Origin of the sequence: Clostridium sediminicola (assembly GCF_050402865.1) — a bacterium.
Classification (GTDB): Bacteria; Bacillota; Clostridia; order Clostridiales; family Clostridiaceae; genus Clostridium_AF; species Clostridium_AF sediminicola.
In genome coordinates this window covers 1-17,281 of sequence record NZ_BAABMF010000001.1, presented here as the reverse complement: position 1 = coordinate 17,281, position 17,281 = coordinate 1, and the positions used below count along the sequence as shown (strand labels likewise).

Genomic DNA, 17,281 nt, shown 5'->3' with positions numbered 1-17,281 from the left:
CTTTCCCCCTAAATTAGCCCTAATTCCTTCATCTTATCTTCTACAAATCTGTCATCACAAATTTCTTTAATAACGTCTTGAATTTTATATGCCATTTTGCTATCCAAAATTACTAGATCTTGTACACCTTTTATATGAATAGTAAGTGTTATCTTATCTTTCTTATTTTTTTTATACTTCTTTACTGTTTTAACGTCATAATACAAGATTTCTCTATTTTCAATAAGTCTTTCACCATATAAAAAATAATTATCTCCTTTATATACGTTAAATGTCTTTTGTCCATTTAATAGATTAGTTAAATTCATTATATTTACATACAAAAGAGCAATACCACCACTATAATCACTGTTGACCATAATAAAAAATAAAAGAATATAATAAAATCCTATATAACTTGTATAAGATACCATAATAAGTTTTTCTCTAAAATTTGAACATGTAATTCTTTTTGCATTATCAATTATCTTAAAATGTTTTATAAAAATAAAATCCTTTATAAAACTTGATAAAATTAATTGATTAAGAATAATTATTGTAATAATCATTATCGTTCTAAAAACTGAATACTGGCCCTTTATAAAATAAATTACTAATGGCAAGTTAAATATACTCAAAATTAATGCGATGATTAATATACTTTTGTTGTCTTTTTTCATTTCCTTTAAATTCAATATATCACTCCTAATCCTAATTAAACATTTTTACATAAATTGCTACGAACTCTAAATTATACTTACTGTAAAAATTATTATATCATAAATAATAATTTGTATTATAAGAATCTTATTAAAGAATTGTAAAATATCAACCCTGCAATTATTTATACCAAAACGAGGTTTTACACATATAATGTATATTATTAGGAGTGTTTACTTACTGAAAATCTTTAATTATTAGTTTTTATAGTTTAGCTTCAAAACTAAACTATAGAACAGTTTAATTCTTAACCTAAACTGTTTTACTGTTTACCTTTAAATATTAACTTTAAATACTTTCAAGAGAAAAGCTTTGCTTATAGATTCTTAGGGAGGATAATATGAAGTATTGCACTATAATTTGTGATATAAAAAATTCAAAATGTCTTAATCATCGTCAAGACATTCAATATAAACTTATCGATATGCTAAAAATCACTAATGATAAATTCAACGATATTATTATTTCTCCTTTCGTTATTACAGTTGGAGATGAATGGGAAGGTTTATTGAAATATCCATCTGATTTTATGAATATTATAAAATTTTTTAACTCTTTTATTCCTGAAATAAAATTTTATAGTGGGATTGGTATTGGAAATCTTTCTATAATAGATCCCAAACTAACAACTAATCAGCTATATGGTTCCTCTTTTTATAGAGCAAGAGATGCCATTAATTATGCAAAAAAAAACAACTTACCTTTAGTTGTTTTAGCCAATGGGTGGAAAGATATCTATTAACCTAATTAATATACCACCTATTATTGCAATAATAAAACTAATTAGAGTACCAATTATAAAAAATTCAGCAAAAACTTCATTATCTAATTTTTTAAATCTTGCAATAGATTTTGTAGTTAAAATAAAAGCTACAAATTGATGATATCCACTTATAATTGAAATAATTATGATACTTCTTTCTAGAATCCCAATAATCATTCCACCACTCTTTGTTCCTAAATTAACAGTTTTATTTAAAAATCTATTTTCACTATTCTTATCATCCTTATAATTTTTATGTTCAAAAAAAATCTTTATGAATATTCCTGCAGCAAAAGTACAAGACAAAAATATGGCAATTGCAATTAACCATTTATCTATCAAGTCAAAATTCAAAGTACAAATCTTTAAAATTTCTTTTAAGGGTTGTCCATCAAATAATTGTTTTAATAGCCCCATCACCCTATATGGTAAAAGGGTTATAATAATTATAAAAATATGTATTAATTGATCACTTATAAAAACCCACACATTGTTTTTATAGGAAACTATTTTAGATGAAATCTCTGATTTTAAACTATCTATAAAATAATGTGAGACTGTTATAATAACTATAGCACATAGTATTCCTATATAATTAGCATATAATCCTCCAAATAAAATAATATATAAAATTAAAGCTACTAACATTCCTACAAAATGATCTTTTGCATGAGCTTTATTCCCCTTTACTCTATCAAATTTTCTAATACTAAATCTCTGTTCTATAACATCCTCATTTTGAAATATGAAATCAAAAAATATATGGCTTATAATAAACATTAAGAGGACTGTAAATTGCATTTTAATACTCCTTTCGAATATTACAATAAGCATTTAGTAAGTTTTCTATCATTCTATTATTACTATCTACAAGAAAATAATTCGATGCATTTAGTTTTTGACTGATATCTGATTTTGAAAGATTCTTATTAACTTTTAGTATATTACTATAAGATTTATTGTTTTTATAAAGATTAATAATATCCATCTGTTTTTTTGTAAATTTACTTTTCAATACTTCATTATTTTCAATTAATGTATTTATCATCTTATTCAAAGTTAACGCATCCTCATTCACATCATCATTTGTAACAGCAACTTCATCTAATAAGTCATTATCGACTAAATTATTAAACCCTACATTATCTGCATTAAAATATACTCGATTATCTCTGCTGTTAATTCTTTTGTTATAGAATGTATTCCGATTCTTAGTAATTTCTAAAGCTTCTCTAGCTTTGATAAAGCATTCTCCATCCATCATTCTAGTATCTTTATATATTTTAGTACTAATAGTTCCAATGCCAATACCTGCATATATTTTAAGATTTTCTCCCCTAAATAACTCTTGAAATCTATCGATAACATGATAACTTTCTTTAGGCTGCATCAAGATTATTTGCCATTCATCTCCTAAAGTCATAGTTATAGGAGCAAGTAAAATATTAGCATATTTTTCATTTAGATTTTCTATATACTTACTTAGTTTTATTTGAAACTCATCTCTATTATCAATTTCTCTAGACTTAACTATATCTATATTAATTACAGAATAAATATTCATACAATCACCTATTATATTTTTATTTTTATAATACCATAAAAAACTTATTTATATATTTATAATACTCTCCAATTATAAAATAAATAAACTTATTTTTATTTATACATTTGCACAATTTTAATTTTCCTAAATAATGGCATAATCTATAATTATTATATCATGGTTTAACCATATCATAAATAACATCTTATTTATAAATAAAATTAAAAATGGTTTCTTAAAAGTTTAGAAATCACACCAATGATCAAAACTTTTAAGAAACCTTTAGTATTTATATATACTTATTTAGATATTCTAACTCAACAATTATTCAGGCAGCAATATAAATCTTAAAATAAATAATACTGCCATTATGTACATTATAGAATGTACTTCTTTTTTTCTTCCTGTAGCAACCTTCATTATGGGATAAAAAATAATTCCTGCTGCTACCCCATTTGCTATACTATAACTAAAAGGCATTATTACTATTGTAAAGAAAGCTGGAAGTGCTTCTGTGAAATCATTAAAATCTATATCAGTAACGGCTCCTAGCATAAGAACACCAACAATTACAAGAGCAGGTGATGTCGCTTCTGCTGGAACAATTCCGATAACCCCACCAAAGAAAATAGAAATAATAAACAATATCCCCACTACTACATTAGTAAGTCCTGTTCTTCCACCTTCTGCAATCCCTGCTGCTGATTCTACTACAGTTGCTAATGTAGTTGTCCCTAATGCTCCTCCTAAAGTTGTAGCGAAAGCATCAGCGAATAACGCTTTTCTAATATTTTTAACTCGTCCATTTTCATCAACCATCCCAGACTTTTGAGCTGTTCCTACTAATGTTCCTATAGAATCAAATAAATCCACCAAACTAAAAGTAATAACAACCATTACAATACTAACAATAGCACCAATAACACCACTTCCTCCATGACTTAATAGTCCCGGAAAATCAAAAGCAAAAAAAGTCTTTCCAATTGGAGGTACATAAAATAATTTAAAACCACTTGTCTGTGTTATCCCCATAGGTATACCTACTATAGTAGTTAATATAATTCCTATTAACATAGAACCTTTTACTTTACGAGCCATAAGTATTCCTGTTATAACTATCCCGATTATAGTTAATGCAGTATGTGGGTTTGTAAAACTCCCAAAACTTACTAAAGTTCCTGGATTTGCCACTATAACACTTCCACTTTTCAGTCCTATAAGAGCTATAAAAAGTCCAATACCACCTGTTATAGCAAGCTTTAAATTCTGTGGCAAAGCATCAACTATTTTTTCTCTTATGGAAGTAAGTGTTATTAATATAAATATAAATCCCGAAATACAAACTGCAGTTAATCCCTGCTGCCATGTATATCCTAACTTTAAGCAAACACTATAAGAAAAGAATGCTGTAAGGCCAATTCCAGGTGCTAGTACAAAAGGTAAGTTTGCATAAAATGCCATTATTAATGTTCCAATGGCGGCCGCTAAACAAGTAGATGCAAAAGCTGAACCTACTATAGGATCATTTAAAATAGTAAGTAATGCTGCCTCATCCCCTCTTAATCCTGCTGCGTTCATTCCAGACATTTTTAAAATATTAGGAATAACTAGCAAAGCATAGGCTACTGTTATATAAGTAGTAAATCCTGCCAAAATTTCTGTTTTTACATTTGTACCATTCTCTGATAATTTAAATAATGTTTCCAATAATGATTTTTGTCTTGCGTTTGTCGTTTCCATTTAGTTTTTCCTCCCCATAAAAAAAATCTAGTACTCAGATAAAAGCAAATCCGATACTAGAATTTAGTATAAATATATATAGATTTACTCATAGCGAAAAAATTTAAGGTTTTCTCGTAGAAACAACCGAACCATATTATCGGATTTATATGAGGTATATAATACTATTTAATTTCTCCTTAGGTATGATATCACCTAAATTTACATAAGTCAACATTATTTGACGATGTACTTCTGAACTAACAAAATTCAAACTTTTTATCATATAATTAAATATAATTTTTAATATAATAAAATTTAATATAATATTTTACAAATAATTTCAAGGAAAGACTTGGCACTCAATACATTTTATAATATAATTTAATATGGTTAACAAAAGTATTATTGAATTTTATAATAGGATTTGTTTTAAATAGCTGTTGATTTTGAGAGCAATAGTTCGTCTTTTATTTCAATCGTGTTCTTTTTAATTGATATCAACCCTATTTTGAAACATAGCTTAATAATAAGATAAATAGTTAATCAACGTTAAAATTTCCAATAATAGAACATTGCCAATACAAAATTCAATAAAGACTATTCTAAAAAAATAAAAGGAGCGATAATATGGCTGAAAACTTAGTTAAAAACCAAACTCAAGATTCACAAAAAGGAAAATTCCTGACTTTTTCAATTGAAAAGGAAGCATATGGTGTTGAAATCTCCCATGTAACAGAGATTATTAATGTTCATCCAATTACAAAAGTACCAGAATTACCAGAATACATAAAAGGAATAATAAATTTAAGAGGAAAAATAATTCCTGTTATGGATGTAAGGCTAAAATTCAAAAAACCTGCTGTTGAATATGATGACAGGACATGCATAGTTGTCATAGACTTCAATGATATTTCTATTGGACTTATAGTCGATAGTGTATCAGAAGTACTTTCTATATCTGAAGAAAATATTATACTACCTCCAAATGTTAATAATAACACAAAAAATTATATTAAGAATATTGGAAAAACAGAAAACAAGGTAGTATTAATCCTTGATTGCGAAGAACTTTTAGAACAAGATGACGAAGAAACCGATTAATCAAATATTTACCATAAAGGAGAAATTAATTGTGAAAAGACTTAAAGGCACAAAGAAAACAAAGAAATTACTTATTAGTAATAAAAAGAAAAACACTAAAATATTGAAAGGATTTAGAAACTTAAAAATTTCAACTAAACTCACAACCAGTTTTATTTTAGTTGCAATACTAGCCGGTATAGTGGGTGCTATAGGAATCAATCAAATTTTCAAATTACAAAACAGTAATATAGAGCTCTACGAGAATATGACAATTCCTGTATCTCAGTCTTCAAAAATGCTAACGCTCTATCAAAGAATATGGGTTTCTGCTGAAGAAATGATTCTTGAAGATGATTCCTATCAAGTTAATAATAAATTTTCAAACATGAATAAGGTTTTACAAGAATTAGATACAGTTGGTGCTGAATTCCAGAAATCAATTCATGGTGATACTCCTGAATCAAAAGAAATGAACCAATTATTTAACGAATTTTTGTCTACTAAAACCGAATTTGCTGAAGGTCTAAACGAACTACTTGTATTATGCCAACAGAATAAAGATACCGAATCTTTAGTTTTACTAAAAGGAAGATTAGGTGCAAAAGCTTTCGACTTGGAAACTGCAATAAATAACCTAGCTGAGAAAAAATTAGAATTAGCTAAAGAAACAGCTAATGAGACTAAAAAACTTGCGGGAAAAACTATGATAAATATGGGAATTTATGTGGTTATAGCAGTGATATTAGCTATTGTTTTTGGTCTCTACATATCAAACATAATTAGTAAACCAATAAAAAAATTATTAGAAGCTTCAGAAAAACTTGCTGAAGGTGATGTAGATGTAAATGTTGAATCAAATTCAAATGATGAAATTGGACAACTCACCTCTTCATTCAAAAAAATGATTACAAATATAAAAGATCATGCTACTGTAGCTGAAAAAATTGCCTCTGGTGACCTTTCAGTGAGCGTAGATTTACAATCCGAAAAAGATTTACTAGGTAACAGTATGAATTCAGTAGTAGAAACCCTTAAAAATCTTATCTCTGAAACAAATATGTTGACAAAAGCAGCTGTAGATGGAGAATTCGAAGTTCGTGGAGATTTACAGAAATTTAATGGTGAGCATAAAGAAATTGTTAAAGGTATAAATGAAACTCTTGATACTGTAGTAGAGAAAATTTATTGGTACGAAGGTATATTAGATTCTATAGAAAATCCAATATCAGTTACTGATTTAGATATGAACTGGACATTCTTGAATAAAGCACTTTTAAAACATCTTGATATAAAAAGAGAAGATGTTTTAGGAAAACATTGTTCTAATTGGGATGCAAATGTGTGTAATACAGAAGATTGTGGAATTGCTAAATTGAAAAATAATATTAATAAAACTAAGTTTAATCAAAATGGTAATAATTATAATATCTCTACATCTTATTTATATAATAAGGACAGTGAAAAAATTGGTCATATAGAACTAATAACCGATATCACTGAGGAATATAGAAAAAAACTTTACCAAGATGCAGAAGTTGAAAAACTTGCTAAAAATCTTGATTTACTTTCTGAAGGAAATTTAAACCTTAATTTCGATGTTGCGGAAGCAGACGAATATACAACGAAAGATAGAGAAAACTTTTTAAAGATAAACAATTATTTCAAAGCTGCCATAAAAAGTATATCAGAAAATATAAACGAATTATCTAACATCCTATCTAGTATATCTAATGGAAATTTAGACGTTGAAACAACTGTTGATTATAAAGGTGATTTCTCCCAAATTAAAATTTCTTTAAATGATATAATTCAATCTTTAAATGAAGTTTTATCAGATATTAACAATGCAGCAGATCAAGTAGCTTCTGGTTCAAAACAAGTCTCTGATTCAAGTTTGGCTTTATCTCAAGGGGCTACTGAGCAAGCTAGTTCTGTAGAAGAATTAACTGCAACTATTGAAGAGATTTCCACACAAACAAAACAAAATGCACAAAACGCTAACAAAGCAAAAGAAATTACTGAAGGAGCTAAATCTAATGCTACAAAAGGTAATTTAGAAATGGAAAAAATGTTAAGTGCAATGGGAGAAATTAATGAATCTTCAAATAATATTTCCAAAATTATTAAAGTTATTGATGAGATTGCATTCCAGACTAATATACTGGCTCTTAATGCTGCTGTAGAAGCTGCAAGAGCTGGCGAACACGGCAAAGGATTTGCTGTAGTCGCTGAAGAAGTGAGGAATTTAGCAGCTCGTTCAGCAAATGCCGCAAAAGAAACAACAGCGTTAATAGAAGGTTCCATTAATAAAGTCAAAGATGGTACTAAAATTGCTAATAATACCGCAAATTCTCTTCATAAAATAGTAAAAGGAGCTGCCGATGCTGCAGAATTAGTAGGAAACATTGCAATAGCTTCCAACGAACAAGCACTTGGTGTAAACCAAGTTAATCAAGGTATTAGTCAAATTGCAAATGTTGTACAAACTACTTCAGCTACTTCTGAAGAAACAGCTTCTGCTAGTGAAGAACTTTCTGGTCAAGCAGAAATGCTAAAAAATCAAGTTAGCAAATTCAAACTAAAAGAACAGAATGAAGTTATTGCTTATAAAGATGCAGAATCTCTAAACCCAGAAGTTCTTAAAATACTAGAAAGTATGAGTAAAGATAAAAAGAAAGAAATTCCCGAAAAAATCCTCTTGAATGATTTGGATTTTGGTAAATACTAAACAAAAACTACAGTCGATAATATACTCGACTGTAGTTTTTATTTTAATTCATAATGATTTAAATTCCGTACATACTAAGGAAAAGGAGGTTTCTTTGATGAACGCATTTAAATATCACAAACTAGAAGAGAACCAAGACGGCTACACTCTTTATTTATACCTAGATGATAGCTTAACTGAGTTTTCTTTAGAGTTTATAGAAAAATTCAGAAAAAAAGATAAAAAACTAAATCAGAATATTAGTGATTATGTAAAAGAAGAATTTCCAAATAAAAAAATCAACACTTGCAAGATATTATTTGGTTCAGTATTAGTATGCTCTCTCTCATTTGCAGGTGTAGCAAACCCTAAAATTGCAAAAGCAGAAAATAGCACTACAAGTCCCTCCTCTATAATTCACACTGTACAATCTGGGGATTCATTATGGAAAATCTCTCAATAGTATAATGTTAGTATTGATAACATAAAAGAATATAATTCTTTGACAAGCGAAAATATTTAATAATCTAACTTCAGATTCAATAATCGTTGGGCAAAAACTGAAAGAAAAAGATTTATATCTTCAAAATAGTAAGCCTCATTCAACAAAAGCATCTGATCAATATGTTCAGCAACACTATGATATGATATTGCGCGCTACACGGAAATAACCATAGATATATTCTTGATTTCATTACATAATTAGTCTATTATATACATATGTTCATGTTATATACATATTAATACTACATATGTATATATTGGATTAATTCTTACAACGGGGTGATTGATATTGAAAAAAAAGTGGAGTGTTTTATTTAGTGTACTAATATTGTCATTAGTATTTTCAGGATGTTCTAAAACTAATGAAGAAGAAAGAAACAAACTCAAAGAAGAAGTTAGAGCTGAAGTTGAGATGAAAGAAAAGAAAGCAAAAGAGGAAAACAAAATAACTAAACTTTCAGATGAAGAATTAAAAGCCTCCTTAGTTGAATATGAAACAAAACTTCACGAATTTCTTGATAATTCTCCAGGTGGATTTTATGATGAAGATATTAAACAATTCGAACTTTACAAAACAAATGAAGATTTCAAAAAATATGTGGACAAACTTTTAGCACTTGGCTACGGAATTGAACAAGGTGAAGGCTATTACTATTTATATGTTGGAACCCCTCAAGGACAAGAAAATGATACAGGCAGTTCCACTACTACTTCTACTAATTCTAATAATGGACTAATAAAAAAAATAGGTTCCAACTTTTATAAATTTAAATTAAATAGTACAATATATTTTGACATTAATGAAGATGGTAAAGATGAAGAAATAAGATATGAAATTGTTGATGAATTTAATGGAAAGCTTACAGTCAAAGGTTATGATCCAATAGAACTCTGTCTTGAAGCTCCAGAAAGTGATTACTTCGTTATTGTTAAATTCAAAGATAAATTTGGCACAGCTATGAATATGATAGGAATTATTGATTATGGACCAAGTATGGACCCTGTAACTGAACTATATTCAATAATTGCTCCTGATGGAAATAATGCCTTTGTAACTGTTGGTTCAGTACCAGGATTCCTAGTTCACAGCTCAGAGTATGATTCAAATAATGAAGAAGATTTTGACTATAAAGCTGTACTTTTAGAAAGCAAAGGTATAGAAGCGCCTGTAAGATTAGATACTTTAGGAACTTGGTTTGGTAGAAATTTATTTACATATTATTCTACTTATTGCTCTTTGATTGATAATATTCATAAATATGATTCTGATTATAAAACTCGTATTGTTCTTGATATTAAAAATTCAGTAACATCTTATAAAGAAAAAGATTTAGAATCCAAAAATAGTACAATTAATAGTGGTCAAAAAGTAACTCTAACAACAACAGATAATAAAGAATGGGTTTATATGAAAGCTGCTGACGGAAATGAAGGTTGGGTAAATATGAAAGATATTACCGATTCCAATTTTTCTCAATTTCCTGCATATGACTAATATTTAAACTCCTTAAAATAGCCTGTAATTGAAAATTACAGGCTATTTTTATAATTTTTATTTTACTACTTACTAAAAACTTATTTTTTCAAATGTACCTTTTTTTATATGTAGCTCAATATCAATATCTGATTTTTTGTAACCTACTACCTTTATGCGATTAATGCCTTTTCTAACAGGTATAGATAGAGTCGTATTTCCATCTATTGTTGCTTTATCTGTATTTTCAATAAGTGTAGTAACTGTATTATCAGGTGATATTAAAACAATTTTAGCTTTTCCACTTTTTACTGATAAGTTATATGGTACTTCCAAATCGAAATCTTCATCACTCTCATATCTCCAAATGGTTCCACTTCCATTCAGTTTGAATTTCCCTTTATAGCTACCTTCTTCAATCATTTCTTCACTTTCATCTAATCCAAAGGTATCAGCCATGTCCGCTATTTTACTATTATCATTGTAGATTCTATTCATATTACTAATTCCACACCCAGTAAATAAACTAATCGTTAAAGCTGTTATAGCGATTATTGTTATTATTCTCTTTGCTTTCATTTTTTCTCCTTTATACTTTGTTTTTCACCTTATATTGCTGCCAAGAAATACTTCTTAAGTCTATTTAAATTAACTAAAAAGTTTATCAACATAATGAACCCTACTACAATACAACCAATTATAACCATTGTTCTTATATCAGCACTTAAATTTGGCAGGAATGTGTATATCATTATAATTACCATCATAGTATATACGTAGCCTGATCTTCCTGATTTTAAAGTTTCACTAAGCTCAGAATTACTGCTTTGTCCCAATAATTCTATGGAAGCTGTATAAGTAAAATAAACGAAGAATAATTGTGCAAGATTGCTTATTACCATCCAACCTACTGATGTAGTTGTTAAATACTCAATGTTGAGATAATTAGGCAAGCACATGCTGACAATACTTTCAATCAAGAGGAAATAACAAATAAAAGAAGAGTGTTTATAATCTTTTATTGATGTTTCTGTATGTAAAATTGAAAGCCCGTTTAAAATTATAATATACCCAATAAAATTCGGTAGAATATCAATAGGACCTATATTTATATTTATAACTGTAAACAAAACACCTGTAAATAACTTACTGTAAGCTTTCCCCATCTTATTCTCCTTTACTCTTAACATATTCTCTTATATTTTTTTCCGATAAATACGGTTCGTATCTCATATTTAACACTTCAATTATACCGCTATTTCCATCGTCATCTTCATAAGAAAGCTTTAATAACATTCTGCAGAAGAAGAAAGATTCGCTATCAGGAACTGCTTCTGTATCAATTGTTAAAGTATTTTCAGCAACTATTGGAAACTTTATATCACTAATTTTTGTTCTTGATTCCCTGTTTTTAGAACTGCTATATAGATCACTACCTGCTGAAATTCCAACTTTAAAAATATTTGATGCTTCATCAAGAATTTCTGATTCAACCTTCGTTATTTTGATTTTTTTATTAATATCGTATGACGTTCTTGATGTATGATTTGATGATGAACTACTCATGGTACTTCTTAATCTTTCCTTGTTTTTGTCTATTGGAAGTAAAACAATTTCGCCTATATCTACAGCTTGTTCCTTTCCATCTGAAAATTGTGCGATTGCATTTTTTAAAACTATCTTTTTATTATCTTCTAATTTCTTCATATCTTCATCACAAAAGACAATTTGTAAATGTGCTATATGATGTTTGTAGTATTTTCCATTATCTTCATTGTTGTGCTCAACATAAATATAATTAGATAATTCTTCGAATTTTAAATTCATAAGTTTTCTTGTATCATTAGCATTTGTTATATAATGAATCTCTATAAAACTTGAATTATTATTATAAACTGCTTCTTCTATAAAATGTTCAAAGAAAATTGGTTCATCAATTCTCTTTGTCCACGCAAATAACACATTAGCTATTAGTGATACTAAAATAATTATACTTCCGATGATTAGGTGTTTTGAAATATTTTTTTTAATAACCATTACTTTTCTCCCTTTATATTAAATTAACAATCTATAATATTCATAATTACCCAACTATTATATCATAAATATAGCCCCATTTATTTATTTTATAAAAAAAGAGCCTATTCATATTGAATAGACTCGATATATTTAGATTTTGTTAACTTCGCTAACGGTAAATCTGATCTTTTGCTATGCAAAAGGAAGATATTTCATCTTTTATTTAATTAAAAGCCTTCACTTGCGAAAGGTGTCCATAACTCTTCACTATAAATTGCTCACAAAATCAACAGCTACTTAAAACAAAACATTATCTTAAAATTTTAAACAATAGCTCAAATTGAGTATCCGTAAATTCTTTCTTTCTCATTAAACTATCATTGACTATTGCATATATCCATCGAGATAATGTAGTCAATTCCTCATCTGAATAACCAAGTTTTTTCTCTTGGTTTTCTATCATATATATATTAGTAATAATTTTAACAATATGATTCCTTACGTCAACGAATTTCTGAGATTTTTTAAAATCTAAATCTTTATCTTGTGTTTTCATTAATTCTAATCCTAATCCACCACGTTTATTGATATCATCAGTAATTACAAAAACTAATTTTTTAATCTTTTCTTCAAAACTAATCTCTGCGTTTTGAATTATCTCTAGACTTTGAAATGTTTTGTTCCAGCTTTGATGAAATAAATCATTGAGTAGTAAATTTCTTGAATTATAATAATTATAAAGTGTACCTACAGCTATTCCTAACCGTGCTGCTATTTCCCGCATATTACATTGCGCCGTGCCTTTTTCTTCAATTATTTCAGCTGCCATTTCAATAATAGAATCTTTTGTTACTGCTTTTTTTCTCATATTCTCATCTCCGCTTCAAGACGTTTTTTCTTAGCAAATGGAATATACATCCCCATAGTTAATATCATAGTAAGTATATCCGCTACAGGTTGAGAAATCAAGACTCCTTCAACACCCAAAATTCCTGGTAGAATAAATATTGCTGGGATAAAGAAAATTCCTTGCCTTGCCACTGATAAAATTAATGATTCTTTTCCTTTTCCTATAGCTTGATAATAGATACTTATAGTATTTGTTACTGACATTAACACTAAGCTCAGAGAAAAATATCTCAATCCTTTAACCCCATAAATCACGACTTCTTCAGCAGCTTTGAATATATTCATTAGTTGTTCGCCAAAGACTATTAGAATAACCGCACTAGTGATTGAAACCATAGCACTTATTTTTATTGAATAAGCTAAAGAATCTTTAACACGCTCATCATTCCCTGCACCAAAATTGTATCCTGCTACAGGTTGAAACCCTTGTCCAATACCAAATATTATATAATTTGGTACCATAATTAATTTTGTCACAATCCCAATAGCAGCTAATAGCGAGTCACCACCTGTCCCAACAGCAGCCTGATTCATAAAACCAATTGAAAAACTAAATAATACTTGTCTTAAAAACGTAGGTATTCCTATCTTAAAAATTTGAGAGTAAATTTCTTTAGATAGTGTAAAAAACTTAAAGCTTATTCTTGTTACAGTTTTATGTCTTAAATATTGTGATAACAATATAAGAAAAGTAATAGCTTGTGATGTTGTAGTAGCTATGGCTGCCCCTGCTATTCCTAAATCAAGTCCAAATATTAAAATTGGATCCAAAATTATATTTATAGCAGCTCCTGTTGCCATACCAATCATAGACATTTTTGCGCTGCCCTCTGATCTAAGTAAGTTGTTCATAGACATATTACCCATTTGGAATAGACTTCCTAATAATATATAGAATCCATACGATTTAGATAAATCCATAATTGTTGAACTTGCTCCAAATAGTGTTAATAACGGTTCTATAAATATAATTGATAATGCTGTAAATAATACACTAATAATAATCGAGCTAAACAATGCCGTAGATGCTACTTTATTAGCCTTTTCATAATCTTTATTACCAAGTAATCGTGATACAAAGGTTCCTCCACCAATACCAAAACATAACCCAATTGATGAAATCAACATAGCAACAGGAAATATAACTTGTGTAGCTCCAGTAGCTCCAGTTCCCAACCAAGCAACAAACATTGTATCTACAACATTATATATAGCAGTTACAATGAATCCTATAATAGCAGGTAAAGCCATTGAATTTATAGCTTTCTTTACAGGGGCGTCTTTTAATAATTTTATTCTTTTATCGTCCATAATTTTCACCTTCCAAATTAAACTTATTAAGATCCTATTAACTCTTGACCAACCAAAATGAACCTTGTTCATATATTATATGTGAACAAGGTTCATTTTGTCAATATTGTTTTATAAATTTCTTTTCAAATTAAATAGTTTTTTTGTATTCTCCATGCCGCTATAAATATTTAAATACTAAGAATCGACCTAATACAATATCAAGTTATGTAAAAAAATCAAATAATATAACCTTTTTTTAATTATCGCAACGTTTGTATAATTTATTTTTAAATATTATTAATTTTTTCATTTAATTTATAAGTTTTTTCTTGTGATTTCCATAAATTTATTATATACTTATAAGTGTTTTATTTTGACAATCAAATTAAATATTAGGAGGGTTTTAAAAACATGGCAACAGGAAAATATGAAATGATCGTAGATCATAATAAGAAAGTATTTATAGCATTTGCAGAAGGTTTTTTTTCAATGGAGCAAGGTGAAAGATTTTGTAAGGAATTCATACAAAAATCTAATGCTTTACCTGCAAACGAATATAACTTAATCGTTGATGCTGGAGGAGTAAAACCATCTACAAAAGAAGTTGCAGAAGCTTTAAATAACGCAATTAAGCTATACATAGAAGGTCCATTTAAGAAAAGATTCGTAGTAAAATTAAGTGATTTTATCGGTCAATCACAATTTGTAAGACTTGGAAAAACTCGTCCAGGCTTTGATAAACTTACATTTGTAAGTTCAAAAGACGAAGCATATACACTACTGTAAAATACTTCAAAGAACAAAGGCATATATAAGTTCCTATACAAGGAGAAGAGGCTATATTTAGCCCCTTCTTTTTTATTGTTTATATAAATTTGCCATTGCATTAAATCCTGCTCCTACTGAACAAAATATAATATTATCCCCATTTTTTATTTTATTTTCTTCTAGAGCATGATAGTATGCTAGTATTGGACTAGTTACACCTGTATATCCATAAATATGCCCTACATATGTAAGAAAATCCGTAGATAATCCTAGCATGTCCAAAGTTCCTTCTCCCATTTGTTTTGCATATTGAGAAAATAAGAATTGTTTTATATCATCTGCCTTATAATTGTTATTTTCTAAAAGCTTGTTTATCAACTTAACCCATTCTTCTGGTACAAAACTAGCATCAAATGGATTTAACTGAAACTTTTTATCATGTACTTCAATATCATCATTATAAATTTGAGAGAAACCTTTTTTAGGCATCATAAATCCATCTTTTACAAACGCATTAGTTACACAAGCAGAGTCTATAAATCCTCTTTCAGTATTTTCTTCTACACTTTCCAAAACTAATGCAGCTGCTGAATCAGCAAAGTTTGCATATATCGCAGGATCTTTTTCACATGCTATTAGACTAGCAAGTAAACTTCCCACAATTAAAACTTTTTTTATACTTTCACTACCTTTCATCATTTTACAAGCCACATCAATTGCATATAGCATTCCAGTACAATTAGTATTTATATCAAATGTTAGGCCAGCATTAGTAGCCCCTAATTCAGAATTTAATAATAAAGCATTAGTAGGACAAGTATACTCAGGACTATCCGTAGCAAAAATCAACATATCTATATCTTCCGGAATCACATCAGCTTCTTTTAATGCTTTAAGTGAAGCCTCTTTACCCATTGTTATTACAGTTTCTCCATCTATATTAGAAAGATATCGTTTTTCTCTACCCATTCCTCTTAAATTTTCTTCGATATTAATTCCTATTTTAGAAAAATGATCAACAAAAAATTCGTTTTCAACTATATTCTCAGGATGATAAATTCCAATTCCTTTTATTATTATGTTATTAAACATAACGTCACCTTCCTTCACTTTATTTTGTAATATTTAGCATTATTAGTTTATAAACACAATCCAGGGATTATTATACCATAAATATTATCAATTGTATAATTATACTATATTTTTTATTAAATATTTACAATTTCGCAATATTTAATAGAACAAAGGCATATATTACGAAAATAAATAAGAATTTCTAAAGCTTGTTACGATGACTTTTACGCTATATATGCTTCTTCTACTCACTGAAGGATGGAATTTATAAATTCCTCGTATTATAAAAGTATAAAAACATATACGAATATTCATATTTTTAGTGTAAACCCTAACTAGTGAAACTAAATTATTTTGAATAGAGTTATTGACGTTAAATTCCTGGGAGCTTATGCAATACCCGCTGTTTAGACTGTTACCTCATTCAATGAATTCTATGAGTAACTGGTTGGGTTTCTATATATTGTAGAATTACCCGAATAACAAACGAGGATATAGTTCATTGATATCCAATGAGGAATCTATTCAAACAAAGGAGAATGTTTATGAATAATTTTATTAATGACTTTGTTGTAGGAATTGATGTATCATCAAAATCTTCTGTAGTTACAATATTACAACCTGGTGGAGAACAATATGGTAAAAAGCTAAAGATCACCAATGATTTAACTGGTTTTAACAAGCTACTATTTATTCTCAATGGAATCTGTTCTAATTTTT

General features: G+C 28.2%; 16 protein-coding genes and 1 riboswitch. Of the genes, 6 read left to right on the top strand and 10 right to left on the bottom strand.

The genetic code is table 11. The annotated features are described in order from the left end of the window. Positions 1–8 precede the first annotated feature (8 nt). Complete coding sequence (locus ACQ3F0_RS00080) at positions 9–674, bottom strand: hypothetical protein (RefSeq protein WP_428862942.1); 666 nt, start codon at positions 672–674, stop codon at positions 9–11. Positions 675–1,039: 365 nt separating this feature from the next. Between ACQ3F0_RS00080 and ACQ3F0_RS00075 the strand changes: the two genes are divergently transcribed. After that, on the top strand, positions 1,040–1,441 hold the full coding sequence (locus tag ACQ3F0_RS00075) for a SatD family protein (protein ID WP_428862941.1): 402 nt from the start codon (positions 1,040–1,042) through the stop codon (positions 1,439–1,441). On the opposite strand, the gene ACQ3F0_RS00070 is transcribed toward ACQ3F0_RS00075, so the two are convergent. From ACQ3F0_RS00070 to ACQ3F0_RS00060, 3 genes are all read right to left on the bottom strand, one after another. Beyond that, positions 1,412–2,263: a DUF3307 domain-containing protein gene (locus ACQ3F0_RS00070; protein WP_428862940.1), complete on the bottom strand. Its 852-nt coding sequence runs from the start codon at positions 2,261–2,263 to the stop codon at positions 1,412–1,414. The two genes, ACQ3F0_RS00075 and ACQ3F0_RS00070, sit on opposite strands and share 30 nt — an antisense overlap. 1 nt (position 2,264) lies before the next feature. After that, positions 2,265–3,026, bottom strand: coding sequence for a SatD family protein (locus ACQ3F0_RS00065; RefSeq protein WP_428862939.1), 762 nt, complete (start codon positions 3,024–3,026; stop codon positions 2,265–2,267). Positions 3,027–3,332: 306 nt separating this feature from the next. Next, positions 3,333–4,748 carry an NCS2 family permease gene (locus ACQ3F0_RS00060; RefSeq protein ID WP_428862938.1) on the bottom strand — a complete coding sequence of 472 codons (1,416 nt, stop codon included), beginning with the start codon at positions 4,746–4,748 and terminating at the stop codon, positions 3,333–3,335. Positions 4,749–4,819: 71 nt separating this feature from the next. Next, a riboswitch (purine riboswitch) is annotated at positions 4,820–4,921 on the bottom strand. Positions 4,922–5,357: 436 nt separating this feature from the next. On the opposite strand from ACQ3F0_RS00060, the gene ACQ3F0_RS00055 reads away from it, so the two are divergent. From ACQ3F0_RS00055 to ACQ3F0_RS00040, 4 genes are all read left to right on the top strand, one after another. Beyond that, positions 5,358–5,831, top strand: a complete 474-nt coding sequence (locus ACQ3F0_RS00055) for a chemotaxis protein CheW (protein ID WP_428862937.1) — start codon at positions 5,358–5,360, stop codon at positions 5,829–5,831. Positions 5,832–5,862: 31 nt separating this feature from the next. Further along, entirely contained in the window at positions 5,863–8,541 is a 2,679-nt protein-coding gene (locus ACQ3F0_RS00050; protein WP_428862936.1) for a methyl-accepting chemotaxis protein, read from the top strand. A gap of 97 nt (positions 8,542–8,638) precedes the next feature. Then, positions 8,639–8,983, top strand: coding sequence for a LysM peptidoglycan-binding domain-containing protein (locus ACQ3F0_RS00045; RefSeq protein WP_428862935.1), 345 nt, complete (start codon positions 8,639–8,641; stop codon positions 8,981–8,983). Between the two features lie 330 nt (positions 8,984–9,313). Then, on the top strand, positions 9,314–10,519 hold the full coding sequence (locus ACQ3F0_RS00040) for an SH3 domain-containing protein (protein ID WP_428862934.1): 1,206 nt from the start codon (positions 9,314–9,316) through the stop codon (positions 10,517–10,519). A gap of 72 nt (positions 10,520–10,591) precedes the next feature. On the opposite strand, the gene ACQ3F0_RS00035 is transcribed toward ACQ3F0_RS00040, so the two are convergent. The 5 genes from ACQ3F0_RS00035 to ACQ3F0_RS00015 form a co-directional block, all read right to left on the bottom strand. After that, complete coding sequence (locus tag ACQ3F0_RS00035) at positions 10,592–11,077, bottom strand: 50S ribosomal protein L7ae (RefSeq protein WP_428862933.1); 486 nt, start codon at positions 11,075–11,077, stop codon at positions 10,592–10,594. A 29-nt stretch (positions 11,078–11,106) separates the two neighbouring features. Beyond that, positions 11,107–11,664 (bottom strand): hypothetical protein, encoded by a 558-nt coding sequence (locus ACQ3F0_RS00030; protein WP_428862932.1) that lies wholly within the window; start codon positions 11,662–11,664, stop codon positions 11,107–11,109. A gap of 1 nt (position 11,665) precedes the next feature. Continuing rightward, positions 11,666–12,535, bottom strand: a complete 870-nt coding sequence (locus ACQ3F0_RS00025) for a hypothetical protein (protein WP_428862931.1) — start codon at positions 12,533–12,535, stop codon at positions 11,666–11,668. A gap of 292 nt (positions 12,536–12,827) precedes the next feature. Then, on the bottom strand, positions 12,828–13,385 hold the full coding sequence (locus ACQ3F0_RS00020) for a TetR/AcrR family transcriptional regulator (RefSeq protein ID WP_428862930.1): 558 nt from the start codon (positions 13,383–13,385) through the stop codon (positions 12,828–12,830). Beyond that, complete coding sequence (locus ACQ3F0_RS00015; protein ID WP_428862929.1) at positions 13,382–14,737, bottom strand: MATE family efflux transporter; 1,356 nt, start codon at positions 14,735–14,737, stop codon at positions 13,382–13,384. Before ACQ3F0_RS00015 ends, ACQ3F0_RS00020 begins: the two co-directional genes overlap by 4 nt. Before the next feature lie 393 nt (positions 14,738–15,130). Here ACQ3F0_RS00015 and ACQ3F0_RS00010 point away from each other — a divergent pair, with 393 nt between their 5' ends. Further along, on the top strand, positions 15,131–15,505 hold the full coding sequence (locus ACQ3F0_RS00010) for a hypothetical protein (RefSeq protein WP_428862928.1): 375 nt from the start codon (positions 15,131–15,133) through the stop codon (positions 15,503–15,505). Positions 15,506–15,577: 72 nt separating this feature from the next. Here the strand turns inward: ACQ3F0_RS00010 and ACQ3F0_RS00005 are convergent, their stop codons facing one another. After that, complete coding sequence (locus ACQ3F0_RS00005) at positions 15,578–16,579, bottom strand: 3-oxoacyl-[acyl-carrier-protein] synthase III C-terminal domain-containing protein (protein WP_428862927.1); 1,002 nt, start codon at positions 16,577–16,579, stop codon at positions 15,578–15,580. Positions 16,580–17,281: the final 702 nt, after the last annotated feature.

Excerpts from the sequence above, each read along its gene's own strand:
- ACQ3F0_RS00045 (WP_428862935.1), top strand. The coding sequence starts at position 8,639 with ATGAACGCATTTAAATATCACAAACTAGAAGAGAACCAAGACGGCTAC.
- ACQ3F0_RS00005 (WP_428862927.1), bottom strand. The coding sequence starts at position 16,579 with ATGTTTAATAACATAATAATAAAAGGAATTGGAATTTATCATCCTGAG.
- ACQ3F0_RS00060 (WP_428862938.1), bottom strand. The coding sequence starts at position 4,748 with ATGGAAACGACAAACGCAAGACAAAAATCATTATTGGAAACATTATTT.
- ACQ3F0_RS00020 (WP_428862930.1), bottom strand. The coding sequence starts at position 13,385 with ATGAGAAAAAAAGCAGTAACAAAAGATTCTATTATTGAAATGGCAGCT.
- ACQ3F0_RS00015 (WP_428862929.1), bottom strand. The coding sequence starts at position 14,737 with ATGGACGATAAAAGAATAAAATTATTAAAAGACGCCCCTGTAAAGAAA.
- ACQ3F0_RS00030 (WP_428862932.1), bottom strand. The coding sequence starts at position 11,664 with ATGGGGAAAGCTTACAGTAAGTTATTTACAGGTGTTTTGTTTACAGTT.
- ACQ3F0_RS00075 (WP_428862941.1), top strand. The coding sequence starts at position 1,040 with ATGAAGTATTGCACTATAATTTGTGATATAAAAAATTCAAAATGTCTT.
- ACQ3F0_RS00065 (WP_428862939.1), bottom strand. The coding sequence starts at position 3,026 with ATGAATATTTATTCTGTAATTAATATAGATATAGTTAAGTCTAGAGAA.
- ACQ3F0_RS00055 (WP_428862937.1), top strand. The coding sequence starts at position 5,358 with ATGGCTGAAAACTTAGTTAAAAACCAAACTCAAGATTCACAAAAAGGA.
- ACQ3F0_RS00025 (WP_428862931.1), bottom strand. The coding sequence starts at position 12,535 with ATGGTTATTAAAAAAAATATTTCAAAACACCTAATCATCGGAAGTATA.
- ACQ3F0_RS00035 (WP_428862933.1), bottom strand. The coding sequence starts at position 11,077 with ATGAAAGCAAAGAGAATAATAACAATAATCGCTATAACAGCTTTAACG.
- ACQ3F0_RS00010 (WP_428862928.1), top strand. The coding sequence starts at position 15,131 with ATGGCAACAGGAAAATATGAAATGATCGTAGATCATAATAAGAAAGTA.
- ACQ3F0_RS00070 (WP_428862940.1), bottom strand. The coding sequence starts at position 2,263 with ATGCAATTTACAGTCCTCTTAATGTTTATTATAAGCCATATATTTTTT.